The sequence below is a fragment of the Coriobacteriaceae bacterium genome, from assembly GCA_025993015.1.
Lineage (GTDB): Bacteria > Actinomycetota > Coriobacteriia > Coriobacteriales > Coriobacteriaceae > Collinsella.
Genome location: DAJPFV010000001.1, coordinates 1,580,667 through 1,598,880 on the forward strand (window position 1 = coordinate 1,580,667; position 18,214 = coordinate 1,598,880).

15 protein-coding genes, 1 tRNA gene and 1 riboswitch are annotated in these 18,214 nt (G+C 61.0%); of the genes, 14 read left to right on the top strand and 2 right to left on the bottom strand.

Translation table 11 applies throughout. The annotated features are described in order from the left end of the window. The first annotated feature begins 15 nt into the window (after positions 1–15). Positions 16–1,659 carry an amidohydrolase gene (locus OIL77_06750; GenBank protein ID HJI45102.1) on the top strand — a complete coding sequence of 548 codons (1,644 nt, stop codon included), beginning with the start codon at positions 16–18 and terminating at the stop codon, positions 1,657–1,659. Between the two features lie 72 nt (positions 1,660–1,731). On the opposite strand, the gene OIL77_06755 is transcribed toward OIL77_06750, so the two are convergent. Beyond that, complete coding sequence (locus OIL77_06755; protein ID HJI45103.1) at positions 1,732–1,953, bottom strand: IS3 family transposase; 222 nt, start codon at positions 1,951–1,953, stop codon at positions 1,732–1,734. Positions 1,954–2,236: 283 nt separating this feature from the next. On the opposite strand from OIL77_06755, the gene OIL77_06760 reads away from it, so the two are divergent. From OIL77_06760 to OIL77_06815, 12 genes are all read left to right on the top strand, one after another. Beyond that, complete coding sequence (locus OIL77_06760) at positions 2,237–2,962, top strand: amidohydrolase family protein (protein ID HJI45104.1); 726 nt, start codon at positions 2,237–2,239, stop codon at positions 2,960–2,962. Between the two features lie 493 nt (positions 2,963–3,455). Continuing rightward, a complete protein-coding gene (groES, locus tag OIL77_06765) occupies positions 3,456–3,749 on the top strand; it encodes a co-chaperone GroES (GenBank protein ID HJI45105.1) in 294 nt (97 codons plus the stop codon). 96 nt (positions 3,750–3,845) lie between these two features. Next, positions 3,846–5,483 carry a chaperonin GroEL gene (groL, locus tag OIL77_06770; protein ID HJI45106.1) on the top strand — a complete coding sequence of 546 codons (1,638 nt, stop codon included), beginning with the start codon at positions 3,846–3,848 and terminating at the stop codon, positions 5,481–5,483. Positions 5,484–5,850: 367 nt separating this feature from the next. Next, positions 5,851–6,043: riboswitch (FMN riboswitch) on the top strand. Positions 6,044–6,048: 5 nt separating this feature from the next. Next, positions 6,049–6,639 (top strand): ECF transporter S component, encoded by a 591-nt coding sequence (locus OIL77_06775; GenBank protein ID HJI45107.1) that lies wholly within the window; start codon positions 6,049–6,051, stop codon positions 6,637–6,639. Continuing rightward, positions 6,636–8,540, top strand: coding sequence for an energy-coupling factor transporter ATPase (locus tag OIL77_06780; protein HJI45108.1), 1,905 nt, complete (start codon positions 6,636–6,638; stop codon positions 8,538–8,540). Before OIL77_06775 ends, OIL77_06780 begins: the two co-directional genes overlap by 4 nt. Beyond that, positions 8,540–9,340: an energy-coupling factor transporter transmembrane protein EcfT gene (locus OIL77_06785; protein HJI45109.1), complete on the top strand. Its 801-nt coding sequence runs from the start codon at positions 8,540–8,542 to the stop codon at positions 9,338–9,340. Before OIL77_06780 ends, OIL77_06785 begins: the two co-directional genes overlap by 1 nt. Before the next feature lie 30 nt (positions 9,341–9,370). Beyond that, complete coding sequence (locus OIL77_06790) at positions 9,371–9,817, top strand: pyridoxamine 5'-phosphate oxidase family protein (protein ID HJI45110.1); 447 nt, start codon at positions 9,371–9,373, stop codon at positions 9,815–9,817. A gap of 44 nt (positions 9,818–9,861) precedes the next feature. Continuing rightward, entirely contained in the window at positions 9,862–10,272 is a 411-nt protein-coding gene (locus OIL77_06795; protein ID HJI45111.1) for a pyridoxamine 5'-phosphate oxidase family protein, read from the top strand. Between the two features lie 257 nt (positions 10,273–10,529). Then, positions 10,530–11,600 carry an N-acetyl-gamma-glutamyl-phosphate reductase gene (argC, locus tag OIL77_06800; GenBank protein HJI45112.1) on the top strand — a complete coding sequence of 357 codons (1,071 nt, stop codon included), beginning with the start codon at positions 10,530–10,532 and terminating at the stop codon, positions 11,598–11,600. Between the two features lie 135 nt (positions 11,601–11,735). Continuing rightward, positions 11,736–13,004, top strand: coding sequence for a bifunctional glutamate N-acetyltransferase/amino-acid acetyltransferase ArgJ (gene argJ / locus OIL77_06805; GenBank protein ID HJI45113.1), 1,269 nt, complete (start codon positions 11,736–11,738; stop codon positions 13,002–13,004). An 81-nt stretch (positions 13,005–13,085) separates the two neighbouring features. Continuing rightward, positions 13,086–14,066 carry an acetylglutamate kinase gene (gene argB / locus OIL77_06810; protein HJI45114.1) on the top strand — a complete coding sequence of 327 codons (981 nt, stop codon included), beginning with the start codon at positions 13,086–13,088 and terminating at the stop codon, positions 14,064–14,066. 69 nt (positions 14,067–14,135) lie between these two features. Beyond that, positions 14,136–15,419, top strand: a complete 1,284-nt coding sequence (locus tag OIL77_06815) for an aminotransferase class III-fold pyridoxal phosphate-dependent enzyme (GenBank protein ID HJI45115.1) — start codon at positions 14,136–14,138, stop codon at positions 15,417–15,419. 613 nt (positions 15,420–16,032) lie between these two features. Here the strand turns inward: OIL77_06815 and OIL77_06820 are convergent. Then, positions 16,033–16,108, bottom strand: a tRNA-Val gene (locus OIL77_06820). 187 nt (positions 16,109–16,295) lie between these two features. On the opposite strand from OIL77_06820, the gene asnB reads away from it, so the two are divergent. After that, a complete protein-coding gene (gene asnB, locus OIL77_06825; GenBank protein ID HJI45116.1) occupies positions 16,296–18,176 on the top strand; it encodes an asparagine synthase (glutamine-hydrolyzing) in 1,881 nt (626 codons plus the stop codon). Positions 18,177–18,214: the final 38 nt, after the last annotated feature.

An 18,214-nucleotide genomic window follows, 5' to 3' on the forward strand; every position in this document is an offset into this window, starting at 1 on the left:
CTGCCAGAGATGGGGATGCCCATGCAACATATCGATCGGATTATCCGCTCCAAGAACGTCTTTACCGCGCAAGACGGCGTCGATATCGCCCGCGAGCTGGCGATTGCTATCGCAGGCGACCGTATCGTCGCAGTCGGCAAGCCCGATGACGTGATTGCCGCCGCTCCCGCCGCCACGCCGGTTATCGACTACGGCGAGCAGTTTGTCTGCCCCGGTTTCCATGACGCTCATCTGCACTTCTTCCATACCTCGGTCGGTTCCTCGCCGTACATGCTCATGGATATGGGCACGTCCGAGGCGGCGCTGGTGCAACACGCGCTCGAGTTTTCCCAGGACCTGCCCGACGACGCTTGGGTTGTGACTCAGGGCTGGCGCGACTACCGTTGGGACCCGCCCGAGCATCCTACCAAGGCGTCGCTCGATGCGGCATTCCCCGATCGCCCCTGTGTTATGTATTCGGGCGACGGGCACACGCTGTGGCTCAACAGCCGCGCACTCGAGGCGCTCGGCGTCACGCGCGACAGCGAGCCTCCGGCGGGCGGTAGCTACGACAAGGACGCAAGCGGCGAGCTCACGGGCATTGCTCACGAGGCGGCTGCCATGCAGCTGCTACCGCGCTGCCTTGAGTGGCTGGGGGAGGATCGCATTGCAAGCGCTTATGCCGATCAAATGAGGCGTATGGCCGAGCAGGGTATCACCTCGATCTGCGATATGTCGCTCATGCCTATGCCGGGCTGCGATTTTATCCGCGACGATGTCTACGACAAGCTACAGGCAGCCGGCAAGCTGGGCATCCGAGCCCATCTGTTCCCCACGTTGCTGGATGACCAATCGCGCTTAGAAGAACTGCAGACCCGCTACGCGAACAACGCGCTGCTCTCGGCGCCTGGTTTTAAGCAGTTCTTCGACGGCGTCTCGAGCGAACACACGGCCTATCTCACCGAGCCCTATACCAACCCGCGCTTCCCGGGCGATCAAGGTCGCCTGACGGTTCCCGTCGAGCGCATGCGCAAGCTGGTTCTGGCTGCTGCGGAGCGCGGGCACACCGTTCGCATCCACGTCATCGGTGACGGTGCGATTCATGCCGCGCTGGATATCTTTGAGGAGGCCGCCGAACTGCACGGCCTGCCCCAGCACGGTCATAACACGCTTGAGCATCTGGAGAACCTCTTGCCCGAGGACCTCGATCGTCTACGCAAGCTTAACGTCGTTGCCTCGAGCCAGCCCTGTCACATTACACTCGACCCGGGCGGCCCCGAGCGCGATCTGGGCCTGGAGCGCAGCCGCATCATGTGGCCGTTTGCGACCTATAAGCAGCGCGGCATTCGCCAAGCCTTCGGCACCGATAGCCCCATAACAGCTGTTACCAGCATGAACGTGCTCTACACGGCCATCACGCGCCAGGACCCCAAAAGCCACTGGCCCGAGGGCGGCTGGTTGCCGAGCGAGCGCATCGATGCAGCAACAGCCCTGCGCAACTACACCCTGGGCAGCGCCTATGCAGCGGGCGACGAGCAAAACCTCGGCAGCTTGGAGCCCGGCAAGTATGCCGACCTGGTAGTCCTGGATCAAAACCCGCTCATCGTTGACCCCCAAGACCTCCAGGCCACAAAAGTTCAGGCCACCTACCTGGCAGGCAACTTGATTTACGAGCGTTAACTCCACATCCCACCCCTCAGTTGCGGTGAAATAGTCCCTAAAAGGGGGTGCGGACGATTTCTTGGACCGCGCCTAGGCGTATCCAAGCTTCCTGCGGTACTCCATCGGGCTCAGCCACCCGAGGGACTTCTTGATCCGCTCCTCACGATAGTACACGAGGTAGGCCTCGAGCCTTCCCATGAACTCCTCGGCCGTCACGCCCTCCCAGTCCCTGTAGTGGAAGAACTCGTTCTTGAGGCGCCCGAAGAAGCCCTCGCAGGCCGAGTTGTCCGGGCTGCAGCCCTTCGCGGACATGCTCCTGATCAGGCCGTTCTCCTCGCAGATCCCGATCCACTCCGGCCAGCGGTAGTGGCCGCCCCGGTCCGAGTGGATCGTCGTGCGCGCGCCCGCCGGCCTCGCCGCGCAGGCCTTGAGCAGGCTCGAGTTCGCGAGGCGCTTGTCGGGGTGCAGCCCGATCGACCCAGGCGACGGGCATCCCGTCGAAGCAGTCGACGATCGGGCTCAGGTAGACCTTCTCGCCGCCCGGGAGCCTGAACTCGGTGATGTCGGTGAGCCACAGCCGGTTGGGCTCGTCGGCGTGGAAATTCCTGCTCACGAGGTTCTCCGGCGCCTTGGAGACCTCGCCGGCGTAGGAGCTGTAGCCCCGGGCGCGCCTCTTGTTGTAGACGACCTCGAGGCCCTCCTCGCGCATCACGCGGGCCACGCGCTTCTCGCTGGCGCGGACCCCCTCGCGGCGCAGGCGCGCCCAGACGGTGCGGTACCCCCAGCACCCCGAGCCCTCGCGGAAGATGCGCACCACGCGGTCGCGTATGTCGGCGTCGCGGTCGCGCGGCGCGGCGACGCGGGGCCTCCAGTACTCATAGGAGCTCTTCGATACATTACACTCGACCCGGGCGGCCCCGAGCGCGATCTGGGCCTGGAGCGCAGCCGCATCATGTGGCCGTTTGCGACCTATAAGCAGCGCGGCATTCGCCAAGCCTTCGGCACCGATAGCCCCATAACAGCTGTTACCAGCATGAACGTGCTCTACACGGCCATCACGCGCCAGGACCCCAAAAGCCACTGGCCCGAGGGCGGCTGGTTGCCGAGCGAGCGCATCGATGCAGCAACAGCCCTGCGCAACTACACCCTGGGCAGCGCCTATGCAGCGGGCGACGAGCAAAACCTCGGCAGCTTGGAGCCCGGCAAGTATGCCGACCTGGTAGTCCTGGATCAAAACCCGCTCATCGTTGACCCCCAAGACCTCCAGGCCACAAAAGTTCAGGCCACCTACCTGGCAGGCAACTTGATTTACGAGCGTTAACTCCACATCCCACCCCTCAGTTGCGGTGAAATAGTCCCTAAAATCGGCCTTCAAGCCCAAATACAGGAACTATTCCACCGCAACTTAAAAGAGCGCGTCCCAACAACGTGCCCCTATCTTGTGCATTCCATCCGCATCGCCATTTTGCTGCACTGACTTTTCCGAATGCCGGGCCCGAATTAGTCAACCTGGCTCCCGGGGCGGACCGGAGGGCATGAAGTTTGTCGCGAGTTCCGCACGCAAAGGAAAGCACTTAATGTGCTTTCCGTCTTGCGCAGGACTGTAGAGCAGCAAACTTCATGCCCTCCGGTCCGCCCCGGGAGCCACTGCCGAGTTATCCCTCGGCATTCAGAAAATCTAAGTGCCAAAAAATAAGATTTTTTGACTCCGTGTTGTATAACCCGCCATTCGTGGGTACCATTCAACGCGTACGCAAACAAAAAGGGTTAACCCGCGCGGCATGACCGCGCGGCCCAAAAAGGAGGAAACAAGCATGTCGTCTTTGAAGCCGCTTGCAGATCGCGTCCTGGTCAAGCCCGACGAGGCCGAGCAGAAGACCGCTTCTGGCCTGTACATCGCCAGCAACGCTCAGGAGAAGCCGCAGCGCGGCACCATCGTTGCCGTTGGCGCCGGTAAGGTCAACGACAAGGGCGAGCGCATCCCCATGGACGTTCAGGTCGGCGACGTTGTCATCTACGGTAAGTTTGGTGGCAACGAGGTCAAGGTCGACGGCGAGAAGTATCTGCTGATGCGCGCCGACGACATCTACGCCGTCGTCGAGGCCTAGCCTCGTCAGAATCTCTGATTCGTCTTTGAACGCGCCTGCCGCATAGGACTCGGAAGCGGCGACGCGAGTCACATTTCTTTTGGAGGATTACCTACCATGGCAAAGAACATTACGTTCAACACCGATGCCCGCGCCAAGCTCGCAAAGGGCGTCAACACTCTGGCCGATGCCGTTACCGTCACCATGGGCCCCAAGGGCCGTTACGTCGCTCTGCAGCGCACGTTCGGTGCCCCGACCATCACCAACGACGGCGTTTCCGTCGCTAAGGAGATCGAGCTCGAGGACAACATCGAGAACATGGGCGCTCAGCTGGTGAAGGAGGTCGCCACCAAGACCAACGACACCGTGGGTGACGGCACCACCACCGCAACCCTGCTCGCTCAGGCTATCGTCAACGACGGTCTGCGCAACGTCGCCGCTGGCGCCAACCCGCTGGCCATCCGTCGCGGCATCGACAAGGCCGTCAACGCCGCCGTCGCCGAGATGAAGAAGCAGGCCAAGCCGGTCGAGACCAAGGAGCAGATCGCTTCCGTCGGCACCATCTCCGCTGGTGACCCCGAGGTTGGCGAGAAGATCGCCGAGGCCATGGAGGTCGTGGGCAAGGACGGCGTCATCACCGTCGAGGATTCCCAGACGTTCGACATTACCATCGACACTGTCGAGGGCATGCAGTTCGACAAGGGCTATGTCTCCGCTTACTTCGTCACGGACAACGACCGCATGGAGGCCGTGATGAAGGATCCGTACATCCTCATCACCGACCAGAAGATCTCCAGCGTCCAGGACATCATGCCTGTTCTCGAGGCTGTCCAGCGCGCCGGCCGTGGCCTGCTCATCATCGCTGAGGACATCGACGGCGAGGCTCTGCCGACCCTGGTCCTCAACAAGATCCGTGGCGCTCTCAACGTCTGCGCCGTCAAGGCTCCGGGTTACGGCGATCGCCGCAAGCGCATCCTCGAGGACATCGCCGTCCTCACCGGTGGCCAGGCCGCTCTGGATGAGCTGGGCGTGAAGGTCGCTGACATCACCGCCGATATGCTCGGTACCGCTAAGTCCGTCACCATCTCCAAGGACAACACCGTCGTCGTCGGCGGCGCTGGCTCCAAGGAGGCCATCGACGCCCGCATCGCTCAGATCAAGGGCGAGATGGAGAACACCACCTCTGACTTCGACCGCGAGAAGCTCCAGGAGCGCCTGGCCAAGCTCTCCGGTGGCGTTGCCGTCATCAAGGTCGGCGCTGCTACCGAGTCCGAGCTCAAGGAGATCAAGCACCGCGTCGAGGACGCCCTGCAGGCTACCCGCGCTGCTGTCGAGGAGGGCATTGTCGCTGGCGGCGGCGTCGCCTTCATGGACGCTGCTCCTGCGCTCGACGCTGTTGAGATCGACGACCCCGAGGAGAAGATTGGCGTCGATATCGTCAAGAAGGCTCTGACCGCTCCGGTCGCTACCATCGCCAAGAACGCTGGCTTTGAGGGCGCTGTCGTGGTCGACAAGGTTGCCGAGCTGCCCGCCGGCCAGGGTCTCAACTCTGCCAACGGCGAGTGGGGCGACATGATTGAGATGGGCGTCCTCGACCCCGTCAAGGTCAGCCGCGTCACCCTGCAGAACGCTGCTTCTGTCGCCAGCCTGATTCTCATCACCGAGGCCACCGTCTCCGATGTGCCCAAGAACACTCAGCTTGAGGATGCTATCGCTGCTGCTACCGCTGGTCAGCAGGGCGGCGGTATGTACTAAGGCCGACAAGGTCTAGAACTCCCACCGGGAATCCGGGGGCGTGACGGGGTTTCTCTCCGGAACGTCCTCGGACATGCAAAGAGGCTCCGCATCGCGCTTCGCGCTGCGGAGCCTCTTTGCGTCCTGCGGAATGTTCCGGAGAGAAACCCCGTCACGCCCCCGGATCCCCTGCGTTTACGGCCTTGAGGTCGGCGTGGGCGGAGAATGTGGTTGATGGGGATACGTGTCCCTTTCGCTGTTTCGCGCTTTGCGCGAAAGGCGCGCTACTTTGGAGCGAACGGAGAACGTGGTTGTTGCGGCAACTGATCCCCACCATAAATTACCCTTGGCATACTTGCGCGAAAGCCTGCCCGTGCTACACTTGCAATTGCTGTTTCAGGGCGGGGTGAAATTCCCCACTGGCGGTAAATCGGGCGGTGCCAAAGGGGTACCGTGGCGCAGGAAACGTGCCTGCGACCGGGCCGATGAGTCCGCGACCCGTGTGTGCGTTGGTTCGCATGCCGGCTGAACTGGTGAGATCCCAGTACCAACGGTTAGAGTCCGGATGAAAGAGGCAGGTGATCTTATGTCTGAACAGTCGCAGCATATCCATTTTGAGAACACGAATAGGTGGAGCACCAAACAGCTCGTTACCATGGCGTTGATGTGCGCCTTGGGAGCACTGTTTATGTATGTGCAGCTGCCCATCCTCCCCTCGGCGCCGTTTTTGACGTATGACCCGTCGCTGGTGCCGGCGATGGTGTGTGGATTTGCGTATGGCCCTGGTGCCGGCACCGCTGTTGCCGCTATGGCGATCGTTATCCATGCGCTTACCACGGGCGACTGGGTCGGCGCGCTTATGAACTTGGTTGCCACGATGGGCTATATTCTGCCCGCGGCTATCGTCTATCAGAAGATGCATACCTATAAGGGTGCCGTGATTGGCCTGGCGCTCGGCGTCATTGCCGCTACGGTGCTGTCTATGGTCGCAAACCTGACCATCGGCGTTTGGTTCTGGTATGGCTCGGCCGATGTGATTTTGCCACTCATGCTTCCTGCTGTTCTGCCGTTCAACCTTATCAAGACCGTGCTTAACTCGGTATTGACGCTTGCAGTGTACAAGGCGGTCTCTAATCTCATCACGCCCAAGAAGGACCAGGTCAAAGGTCGCGCATGATTGAGTGTCGGGGCGTTTCCTTTAGCTATGACGGTGTTGCACCGGCGCTCGATGGCATCGATCTGAACATCGAGGAGGGGGAGTTTTTCTGCATCCTCGGCGGCAATGGGTCGGGCAAGTCGACGTTTGCCAAGCATTTGAACGCGCTGCTGCAGCCCGATGCGGGAACGGTGTGTGTCAACGGCATGGACGCGTCCGATCCCGAGCTGGTCTACGATATCCGCTCGACTGCGGGCATGGTGTTCCAGAATCCCGACGACCAGCTTGTGGCGACGCTTGTCGAGGACGATGTTGCGTTTGGTCCCGAGAACTTAGGGGTCGAATCGGCCCAGATCGCGCAGCGCGTGCGCGAGGCGCTGAAGGCCGTGGGTCTGGTGGGCTTTGAGCGCCACGAGACCCACGCTCTCTCGGGCGGACAAAAGCAGCGCGTGGCGCTTGCCGGCGTGCTCGCCATGGAGCCGCGCGTGCTCATTTTGGACGAGGCGTCCTCGATGCTCGATCCGCGCGGGCGCAAGGGCCTTATGAAGGCCTGTCACGCGCTGCACGAACGCGGCATGACCATCGTGATGATTACGCACTTTATGGAAGAGGCCGCCGAGGCCGATCGAGTCGCGGTGTTTCGGGCGGGGCGCGTTGCCATGTTGGGCACGCCCGATGAAATCTTGACGCAGGCGGACGAACTCGCGCGGCTGAACCTGGATATGCCGGCATCGTGCTGTCTTGGCAGGGCGCTTCGTGCGAAGGGCGTGCCCGTTCACGCGCAGGTGCGCGAGGCGGATATGGTTGCCGAGGTTGCGCAGGCCTATACCGAGCGAAGTGAGGCGGGCACCGCGGGGCAGTCTTCCGCATCCCAGTCGGAAATCGCTGACGGCGCTGTTCCGGCAGACAATGAGGACAACGCGTCAGAGCCCGTCATCGAGATTTCGCACCTTTCGTATAGCTATTCGCTGAGCGCCCGCGAGCGTCGCCGTTGGCACAAGCGTTCAGCCGCCGAGGGCGCATCGAACAAGCAGACCCTCTGGGGCAACGACCCTAGCAGCCCTTGGGCGTTGCGTGATGTGTCGCTAACGGTGTGTCGTGGCGAGTTCCTGGGCCTTGCGGGCCATACCGGTTCGGGTAAATCGACGCTGGTTCAGCATCTCAACGGACTGATTCGTCCCCAGGAGGGTTCCGTTTACGCGTTGGGGCTCGACCTGGTAAACAAGAAAGATGCCGCCGCGGTTAAGGCAAAGGTCGGCGTGGTGTTTCAGTATCCAGAGCGTCAGCTGTTTGCCGAGACCGTGGCACAGGACGTGGCATTTGGTCCGCATAACCTTGGCTTGTCGCAGGCCGAGGTTGCCCACCGCGTTGAGTCATCGCTCGCGCGCGTGGGCCTCGACCTGGCCACGGTGGGCGACAAGAGTCCCTTTGAGCTCTCGGGCGGGCAGCAGCGGCGCGTGGCGTTTGCTGGCGTGCTTGCCATGGAGCCCGAGGTCCTGGTACTCGATGAGCCCATGGCGGGGCTCGATCCGGCAGCCCGCAGGGATTTCCTGGAGCTCATCGGCCATCTTCATGACGAGGGCCTGACCGTCGTCATGGTTTCACACAGTATGGATGACCTTGCCAATTGCTGCGACCGTATTGTCGTGATGAACGAGGGCACGGTGTTTGCCGAGGGTACGCCCGCTCAGGTTTTTGCGTATGCCGATGAGCTCAAGTCGATCGGCTTGGGTGTTCCCGCTGCCCAGCGCATGGCGCTGGCGCTTGCGAAGGCAGGCGTGCCGCTGCGCTTTGACGGCCTCTATACGGTTGAGTCGCTGGCAGACGAACTGGTGGACCTGCTTATCGGTCGCTCGGACGGTCCTTCTAACGTCGCGGACATTGCTAAATCCAAGACGGTCGCGCGAGAGGAGGGCTGCTAATGGAGGCGTTTTCGTTTGGCAGCTACTATCCCGGCGATAGTGCAATTCACCGCCTGGACCCGCGAACCAAGTTGCTCTTGGGCTTTGTGTTTCTGATCACGACGCTCACGGTCAGCAGCTTCCGCGGACTAGTCCCGGTCGCAATCTTCGTTGTCCTGATCTATGCCGTGTCCCGGGTGCCGGCTCGTCGCGTCCTGTCATCGATGGCGCCGCTGCTGGCGATCGTCGCGGTGGTCGCGATGCTCAACCTGTTTTCCGACCAGAGCGGGCGCATTCTGTGGCAGCTCGGCTTTTTGCAGATAAGCGAGGGCTCGCTGCATTCCGCCGCCTTTATGGCGTGCCGCCTGACCTTGATGATGGCCGGCATGAGCGCTATTACGCTCACCACGCCCACGCTCGATCTCACCGCGGGCTTTGAGCGCCTGCTCGCGCCGTTTGCGCGTGTGGGACTTCCTGCGCACGAGCTCGGCATGATCATGGGTATCGCGCTGCGCTTTATGCCGCAGTTTGCCACCGAGATGAAGCAGACGGCCGATGCACAGGCGAGCCGCGGTGCGCGCGTGACGGGAGGCCCGCTCGGCGGCGTGCGTATGCTCGGCAGTGTGGCGATTCCGCTGTTCACGGGCGTGTTCCGTCATGCCGAAACGCTGTCTGCCGCCATGGATGCCCGTTGCTATCATGGCGAGCAGGGCCGCACACGTCTGCATGCGCTTGCATTTGGCCGCGGCGATGCGCTGGCGGCGGTGGTGACGGCGTTGCTGCTCATCTGCGTCATCGTCATCAATCTTCAACTTGTTTAGGCGCGATTCGAGCGCAGGAAAGGGGTCCCTATGACCGATAACGACCGCACGGCGCAGCTCGAGCGCGCCTGTTCGTATCTTAGGCGTATTCCGGCGTGGTATCTCGCCACGATCGACGTGACGGACGGACATCAGCCGCGCGTGAGGCCGTTCTCGTTTGCCATGGTCGATGATGGCAAGCTGTGGTTTTGCACCTCGCGCGATAAGGATGTGTGGGCCGAGCTTAGCGCGAACCCCAAGTTTGAGGTTTCGGGTTGGAAACCGGGGGAGTGCTGGATCGTATTAACTGGCGAGGCCGCGCTCGAGGACGACGCGGTCGTGAGTGACCGGGTGCGCCAAGCCGGCTTTAAGCACATGGTGGGCATCGGCGAAGATCACGAGAGCGCCAACGACGGTCGCCTTGCGTTCTTCTCGGTGCGCAATATCGCCGCGCGCTTCTGTGATATCGACGGCAGCGAGGAGCGCCTGGAGCTCTAGCTCGCACAAACCAGGTTCCCAAACTAACTAGTACAGGAGGAAACGTGGACGGATTGAATACGGTGTTGGAGTATCTGACGTCGGTGCCGGCATGGTATTTGGCGACGAGCGTTGACGGACAGCCTCATGTGCGTCCGTTTTCGTTTGCGCAGATCCAGGATGGCAAGCTGTGGTTTGTAACAGCGCGCACCAAAGATGTGTGGCAAGAGCTGCTGCAAAACCAGCGCTTTGAGGCCACGAGTTGGTGGCCGGGCCATGGCTGGCTTATCTTGCGCGGGCGTGCCGGCTTGGATGACCGGGCTTTAGACGAAATGCGCGAAGCCGGGTGGAAGCATCTAGAGCACCTGGGCGAGCACTATGAGGGGCCTAACGACCCCACGCTCGTCTTCTTTAGCGTCGAGGATCCCGAGGCTTTTATCTGCAATCACGACGAATGGGTGCCGGTCGAGCTCTAGCCGGCTGGCTCATCCTAACAACTTGGTTTTCGCATGGGCGGGCCCCGTATTGCCCGGTGCCGTTAGGAGCGCCGGTCAATACGGGGCCCGCTCCATTTGTCAATTCCTTCAAGCGAATGTGTCGGGAATGTTTCAATGCATGAATATGCAAGCCATTTACGTATTCATGCATCTTTTGGTGCTAAAGTTTCAACCCACTTCATAACGGCCGCTGCGAAATGCGCATCGGTGCATAAATCGCAGACAAGGAGTCTGATATGTCTTTGAAGGCTGGAATCGTCGGCGCGGCTGGATATGCCGGAGCCGAGCTCATTCGCCTCGTGCTCGGTCATCCCGAGTTTGAACTTGTTGCCATTACGTCCAACGCCGATGCCGGCCAGCCGCTGTCCGCGGTGTATCCGAGCTTTGCTGGCGTGAGCGATCTGGTTTTCACCACGCATGACGCCCCCGAGCTTAAATCCTGCGACGCCGTCTTCTTGGCCGTGCCGCACACGGCTGCCATGGCACAGGTGCCCGCACTGCTTGCATCTGGCGTGTCCTGCTTCGATCTTTCGGCCGATTACCGTCTGAGCGACGCGTCTGTCTTTGAGGCATGGTATGCCGTCGAGCACACGAGCCCCGAGTTGCTCAAGACCCGCGCTTTCGGCCTGCCCGAGCTGTTCTGCCAGGACTTGGAGACCGCCGCATCCGATTATGCCGCCGGAAAGCCCGTGTTGGTCGCCTGCGCCGGCTGCTATCCCACCGCAACGAGCCTTGCAGCCGCTCCTGCCGTGCGTGCGGGCTGGGTGGCCGAGAGCGGTCCCGTGATCGTTGACGCTATCAGCGGCGTGACGGGTGCCGGCAAGTCCTGTAACGCCCGCACCCATTTTTGCAGCGCGGACGAGAACCTGGAAGCCTATGGCGTGGGCAAGCATCGTCATACGCCCGAGATCGAGCAGATACTCGGCCTGGCCGACCGCATCGTCTTCACCCCGCACTTGGCACCGCTCAAGCGCGGCCTGCTTTCCACGGTGACGATGCCGCTCGCGCCGCAGGCTCTCGACGCGCTGGTTCTTGAGGATGTCGTCGACCATTACAAGAAGTTTTACGCCGGTCGCACCTTTGTGCGCGTGCTCGATGCCGGCCAGCAGCCCAAGACGGCTTCGGTCGTCGGTACCAATGCCGCCCAGATTGGCCTTGCGCTCAACAAGCGTGCAGGCGTGCTGGTGGCGACGGGCGCCATCGACAATTTGTGCAAGGGTGCTGCGGGCCAGGCGGTCCAGTGCGCCAACATCGTTTTTGGCTTTGACGAGCGACGAGGCTTGCTCACAGTGGCGTGCCCGGTGTAGCACATTCGATTGTTAGCGATTTGGTAGTCGGGTATCGAGTTGGGCGCCACTTTTAAGCTGGTCTAGTAGTTGCGACCGGTATGGCGTGCCAGCCGATGCCCGCTTTTTTATTTGATATAGGGAGTCGTAGGGACGATGAATACCGACCTGATTGATATTAAGATACGCGCCGTCGAGGGTGGCGTTACGGCGGCAGCTGGCTTTAAGGCCGCAGGCATCCATGCGGGATTCCGGAAGAATCCCGAGCGCTTGGACTATGCGCTCGTCGTGCCCGATAAGCCCTGTCCCGGCGCCGGCGTGTTTACGACCAACCGCTTTTGCGCGGCGCCCGTGCAGGTGAGCCGTGTCAACCTAGGCGGTGCGGACAAGGGCTATGGCATCATCGCCGGCGTTTCAATCAACTCCGGCAACGCGAACGCTGCCACGGGCGAGACCGGCCTAACCTGCGCGCGCGAGACGTGCAACATCGCCTCGCAGGTTATTGGCTGCGAGCCCCAGCAGATCCTGGTTGCCTCGACGGGTGTGATCGGACAGATTTTGCCGATCGACACGTTTGAGGCAGCCGTCCCGTCCGCCTACGAGGCGCTCTCTGCCCATGGCGGTGCCGATGCGGCCCGTGCCATCATGACGACCGATACGCATTCCAAGGAGTATGCCGTTCGCTATCGCAGCGAGGCTGCGGGCCATGCGGGCAACGCTTATACGGTGGGCGGTATGTGCAAGGGCTCGGGCATGATCATGCCCAACATGGCCACCATGATCGCAGTTATCACCACCGATGCCCCCGTCGAGCCTGCGGCACTTCATGCCCTGCTGCTCTCGACCGTCAAGCAGACCTTTAACAAGGTAACGGTCGATTCCGACACCTCGACCAACGACACCTGCATCATGCTTGCCTCCGGCGCCGCTGCCGCAGATGCCGAGCCTATCGTCGAGGGCTCCGATGCCTTTGACGAGTTGGCATTTGCCGTGCACGAGGTGTGCGAGAGCCTGGCGCGCAATATCGCCGCCGATGGTGAGGGCGCATCCAAGCTTGTTACGGTCAACGTTACCGGAGCCGCCAACGACGAGGAAGCTGATATCGCCGCCCGTGCCGTCGCCAACTCGCCGCTCGTTAAGACCTGCATCGCCGGCCACGACTGCAACTGGGGCCGTGTTGCTATGGCGCTTGGCAAGTGCGGCGTGAAGTTTAATCAGGAAGACGTTTCCATCGACATGATGGGCATGCCTGTCTGTCGCGACGGTCTGACTGTTCCCTTTGACGAGGACGAGGCTCTACGACGTTTCGAGGCGCCCGAGATCGTGATCTCGGCCGACCTGGGCGCAGGCGACGCGGCAACGACTGTGTGGACCTGCGACCTCACGCATGAATACATCTCCATCAACGGCGACTACCGTTCCTAGATTCCAGGCATGCTGCGCATCTTGCCGCGATTGCGGACGGCGGAGTACGGCGCGATAACGATACGAAAGACGAGGCAGATTATGAAATTCGCACGCGATTGTCGTTCGAGCGAATCCAACGAAGCAACCGCGCAGCTGCTGTTCGAAGCGCTGCCGTGGATTAAGAACCTGACCGGCAAGACGGTTGTTATCAAATATGGCGGAGCCGCCATGGTTGATGAGCAGCTGCGCCGCGACGTGATGAGCGACATCGTTTTGCTCAAGATCATCGGTATGCGTCCCGTCATCGTGCACGGCGGCGGCAAGGCTATCAACGAGGCGCTCAGCCACTACGACATCCCCGTCGAGTTTAAGAACGGCCAGCGCGTGACTACGCCTGCCACCATGGACATCGTGCGCGAGGTACTGGGCGGCAAGGTCAATCAGGAGCTGGTCGCGGCGCTCAACCACCACGGCAACCTGGCCGTGGGCGTGTCGGGCAGCGATGCCGGCACGCTCATCGCCGAGCCGCTCGACCCCGAGCTCGGTCGCGTGGGCAAAGTGACGCACGTCAACACCGACTATATCGAGCGCTTACTCGATAGCGAGTACATCCCCGTCATCGCTACCGTCGCGGCGGGGGAGGACGGCGGTTTCTTCAACATCAACGCCGACACCGCCGCCGGTGCCGTTGCCGCGGCGCTCCACGCGCATAAGGCGATCTTTTTGACCGATGTCGATGGCCTGTACAAGGACTTTAGCGACAAGGACTCGCTTATCTCCAACCTAACGCTCGACGAGGTTAACGAAATGCTCTACGGCGGCGAGGTCGATAAGGGCATGATTCCCAAGCTGCGCGCGGCCGTCGATGCGCTTACCGGCGGCGTATTTCGTGCCCACATCATTAACGGTACTACGCCGCATTCGCTGCTCCTGGAGCTGCTGACCGATGCCGGCGTCGGCACCGTGATCCATTCCACCGAGACGGCTTACGAGTTCGATACGCATCCGCATCCGCTTTCGACGTTTGCTGCGCGTCTGACCGAAAACCTTGACGAGGTCGAGAAGCTTCAGACGGTCTAGCTGACCCGCAGCCGCCCCATTCCTGCACCCATAGCCCCGCGCCGTCTGGCGCCCAACGAAAGGCATCCCATGTCACTTGCAGCTCAGCAATCGCTTGAATCCCATTACGTTATGCATACCTTTGGCCGCTCTCCGGTCGAGTTTGTCGAGGGTCACGGCATGAAGCTCACCGGCGACGATGGCCGTGAGTACCTCGACTTTCTTGCCGGCATCGGCGTGTGCAGCCTAGGTCATGGCGACCCGGCTGTGCTCTCGGCGCTCGAGGCACAGACCAAAAAGCTCATGCATGTCTCCAATTACTTCTACATCGAGCAGCGCGGACAGGTCGCGGCGCTGCTGTCCAAGCTTGCTAACGACGACGTAGATGGTGCGCGCGTGCTTGCCGATGCCGTTGTCGCCGGCGATGAGACCACGGCAGCTGCTCTTGGTGCCCCGGCTGCGGATGAGCAGGTTTGGGAGACCTTCTTTGCCAACTCTGGCGCCGAGGCCAACGAGGGCTCGATGAAGCTCGCGCGCCTGTACGCCAAGCGTGCCGGTAATGGCGGCAACACCATCGTGTGCATGCGCGGCGGCTTCCACGGCCGTACGCTCGAGACCATTGCCGCCACCATGCAGGATTGGCTGCAGGACAGCTTCCGCCCGCTGCCGGGTGGCTTTGTGGCCTGCACGCCCAACGATGTGGACGAGCTGCGTGCAATCTTTAAGCAGCTGGGGAGCGAGATTTGTGCCGTGATGCTCGAGCCGATCCAGGGTGAGAGTGGCGTGCACCCCATGACCGAGGAGTTTATGGCGGCGGCGCGCGACCTGGCACACGAAGTGGGCGCCGTGCTTATCGCCGACGAGGTCCAGTGCGGTATCTTCCGCACGGGTAAGCCGTTTGCGTTCCAGACCTATGGCGTGGAGCCCGACATCATGAGCCTTGCCAAGGGCATTGCTGATGGCGTGCCCATGGGTGCCGTCGTGGCAAAGAAGGAGATTGCCGACGTGTTTAAGCCGGGCGACCACGGCTCGACCTTTGGCGGTAGCTGCTTGGCCATCGCGGCGTGTGCCGCGACGCTCTCCGCGCTTGTGCGCGGCGATTATGCCGAGCATGCTGCCAAGGTGGGTGCCTATATGGAGCAGGCGCTGGCTAAGCTTCCGCATGTGGTAGAGGTGCGTGGCCGTGGCCTGATGCTCGGCTGTGATTTGGATGATGCCGCGGGCGACGCACATGATATTGTTGCCCGCGCGCTGGCCGCCGGTGTCGTGATTAACGCTACGGGTGCCCATACGCTGCGTTTCTTGCCGCCGCTCGTCTGCGAGGAAGCCGACGTGGACAGCCTGATCGAGATCCTGTCGGGTGTCTTGGGCTAACGCAGCGTAATAACTCAATTTGGACCGGGTTCCGGACTGCTGGGTGTGTCATATGCGGCATGATTTGGCGATCCGGAGCCCGTTTTGTTGCTGATTTGCGATGGTCAAAAGTCCCTCTGGTCAAAAAATGCCAAATATGAGTACGGGCACTAATTCTGTAGCATATAAATTAGACACAATTTGACGAATTGGACCGCATATGTCCAGTTTTGCTGTCAGAAAACATGCTCATCTGGACCGTTAGCCGTTGCTTTGATGTCAGATTTGCCCTTTGGGACCTCGAAAATGCTGTTACAAAAGAGGTAGCAGTACTCATATTTGGCATTTTTTGACCACTGCCCTTGAAACGAGTGAGCTGTGGGGTTCGAATCCCCCTGCGATGGGCGCAAACAAAAACGGTCCCCTTGCGAGGACCGTTTCCAATTCGGTGGTGGGCGATGAGGGATGTCGCGTGCGGCTGACGCCGCCCGCTTTCGCTTCGGGCCTACGGCCCTCGCGTGCTGCGCTGGAAAACGCTTCGCGTTTCCTCAGCTCCGCACCCTGGCGGGTTCGAATCCCTCTGCGATGGGCCCAAAAAAGAAAGGCTCCCATTGCTGGGAGCCTAACAATTCAGTGGTGGGCGATGAGGGATTCGAACCCCCAGCCTTGTGCGTGTAAAGCACCTGCGCTAACCGTTGCGCCAATCGCCCGTGCGGAGAGAGTATAGCAAAACAATCGCCTCATTCACCTCATATCCATTAAAGGTAACTCGCGCGTGTCACAGCGGAGCTGATTCAGTTGAGATTGCCTGAACATTCCGCCCCTCTTTACGCCCTCGGGTATACTCAAAAGCTACTGATTCGATTTGATGCCCAGCAACAGCAGAGGGGATAGTATATGTGCGGTTTTGTCGGTTTTGTCGGTGGGACGGATAACCAATCCGAGGTGCTCACCAAGATGATGGACCGCATCGTCCATCGCGGTCCCGACATGGGCGGTCAGTTTATCGACGGCCGCGTTGCCCTCGGCTTCCGCCGCCTGTCGATCCTCGACCTGACCGAGGCTGGCGCCCAACCCATGGCCAACGAGGACGGTAGCGTCGTCATTGTCTTCAACGGCGAGATCTACAACTTCCAAGAACTCCGTTCCGAGCTCGAGGCCAAGGGCTACAAGTTCCACTGCGGCGCCGACACCGAGAGCCTCCTGCACGGCTACGAGGAGTGGGGCGAGGCCGTACTCGATCGCTTGCGCGGTATGTACGCCTTCGTCATCTGGGACAAAAAGAAGAACAAGCTTTTTGGCGCCCGCGACATCTTTGGCATCAAGCCGCTTTACTACTATCCCATGGCCGATGCGGGCGACGGCGCTCCGGGCGTGCTCTTTGGTTCTGAGATCAAGAGCTTCCTGGACTACCCGCACTTCCACAAGGCGGTCAACAAAAAGGCCCTGCGTCCGTACATGACGCTGCAGTATTCGGCAACCGAGGAGACCTTCTTCGAGGGTGTCTACAAGCTGCCTCCGGCGCACTACTTTACCGTCGATATCCCGACCGGCAAGATGAACATCGAGCGCTACTGGGATTGCGATTACTCTGCCGTCGAGAAGCCGTTCGAGGAGTACGTCGACGAGCTGGACGAGGTCGTGCACGAGAGCGTCGAGGCCCATCGCATCGCCGACGTCAAGGTCGCGTCGTTCCTCTCCGGTGGCGTCGACTCTAGCTACATCGCCGCTTGCCTCATGCCCGACAAGACCTTCTCGGTGGGCTTTGACTACAAGAACTTTAACGAGACCAACTACGCCAAGGAGCTTTCCGATAAGCTCGGCGTCGAGAACGTTCGCAAGATGATTACCGCCGACGAGTTCTTCGGTGCGCTCGAGGACATCCAGTATCACATGGACGAACCGCAGTCCAACCTGTCTTCCGTGCCGCTGTGGTTCTTGGCCGAGATGGCCCGCAAGGACGTTACCGTCGTGCTTTCGGGCGAAGGCGCCGACGAACTCTTTGGCGGCTACGCCTACTACGAGGATACGGTCCCGGTGCGCAAGTACAAAAAGATGGTGCCGCTGCCCGTCCGTCGCGCGCTCGGTAACCTGGCGCTGCATATGCCGTACTTCAAGGGACATAACTTCCTGGTCAAGGGTGCCGAGATCCCCGAGAAGTCGTTCCTGGGACAGGCTCTGGTATGGCCGGAGCGCGAGGTCGACGGCGTGCTCAAGCCCGAGTACAACACCGGCGATGGCGCCTTCGAGCTTGCCGCTCCCATCTATGCGCGCGTGAAGGGTCAGCCCGAGCTGGTCAAGAAGCAGTACCTGGACATGAACATGTGGCTCCCGGGCGACATTCTGCTCAAGGCCGACAAGATGTGCATGGCACACTCACTGGAGCTGCGCGTGCCCTTCCTGGACCGCAAAGTCATGGAGTTCGCCGAGCACATTCCCGACCGCTACCGCATCAACGAGAACGGCAACAAGCAGGTACTCCGCCACGCTGCCAACAAGTCGCTGCCCGATGAGTGGGCCACCCGTCCCAAGGTGGGCTTCCCGGTGCCGATTGTCTACTGGCTGCGCGAGCAAAAGTGGTACGACTATGTCAAGGAGTACTTCACCGCGCCGTGGGCAAGCGAGTTCTTCAATACCGACGAGCTCATGCACCTGCTCGATCTGCACTTTGCGGGCAAGGGCGATTTCCAGCGCAAGATCTATACGCCGCTCGTGTTCCTGGTGTGGTACAAGCGCTTCTTTATCGACGAGGGCCAGCCTTCTGTTCAGGCTGCCTAGTCTCGGCCTACGAATGCCTGCGCGTAACGGCTCCTCCG

Bases quoted from the DNA above. Each gene is read 5' to 3' on its own strand.
- OIL77_06750 (HJI45102.1), top strand. From the start codon at position 16: ATGCCCATGCAACATATCGATCGGATTATCCGCTCCAAGAACGTCTTT.
- OIL77_06755 (HJI45103.1), bottom strand. From the start codon at position 1,953: ATGTCCGCGAAGGGCTGCAGCCCGGACAACTCGGCCTGCGAGGGCTTC.
- groES (HJI45105.1), top strand. From the start codon at position 3,456: ATGTCGTCTTTGAAGCCGCTTGCAGATCGCGTCCTGGTCAAGCCCGAC.
- groL (HJI45106.1), top strand. From the start codon at position 3,846: ATGGCAAAGAACATTACGTTCAACACCGATGCCCGCGCCAAGCTCGCA.
- OIL77_06775 (HJI45107.1), top strand. From the start codon at position 6,049: ATGTCTGAACAGTCGCAGCATATCCATTTTGAGAACACGAATAGGTGG.
- OIL77_06780 (HJI45108.1), top strand. From the start codon at position 6,636: ATGATTGAGTGTCGGGGCGTTTCCTTTAGCTATGACGGTGTTGCACCG.
- OIL77_06785 (HJI45109.1), top strand. From the start codon at position 8,540: ATGGAGGCGTTTTCGTTTGGCAGCTACTATCCCGGCGATAGTGCAATT.
- OIL77_06790 (HJI45110.1), top strand. From the start codon at position 9,371: ATGACCGATAACGACCGCACGGCGCAGCTCGAGCGCGCCTGTTCGTAT.
- argC (HJI45112.1), top strand. From the start codon at position 10,530: ATGTCTTTGAAGGCTGGAATCGTCGGCGCGGCTGGATATGCCGGAGCC.
- argJ (HJI45113.1), top strand. From the start codon at position 11,736: ATGAATACCGACCTGATTGATATTAAGATACGCGCCGTCGAGGGTGGC.
- argB (HJI45114.1), top strand. From the start codon at position 13,086: ATGAAATTCGCACGCGATTGTCGTTCGAGCGAATCCAACGAAGCAACC.
- OIL77_06815 (HJI45115.1), top strand. From the start codon at position 14,136: ATGTCACTTGCAGCTCAGCAATCGCTTGAATCCCATTACGTTATGCAT.
- asnB (HJI45116.1), top strand. From the start codon at position 16,296: ATGTGCGGTTTTGTCGGTTTTGTCGGTGGGACGGATAACCAATCCGAG.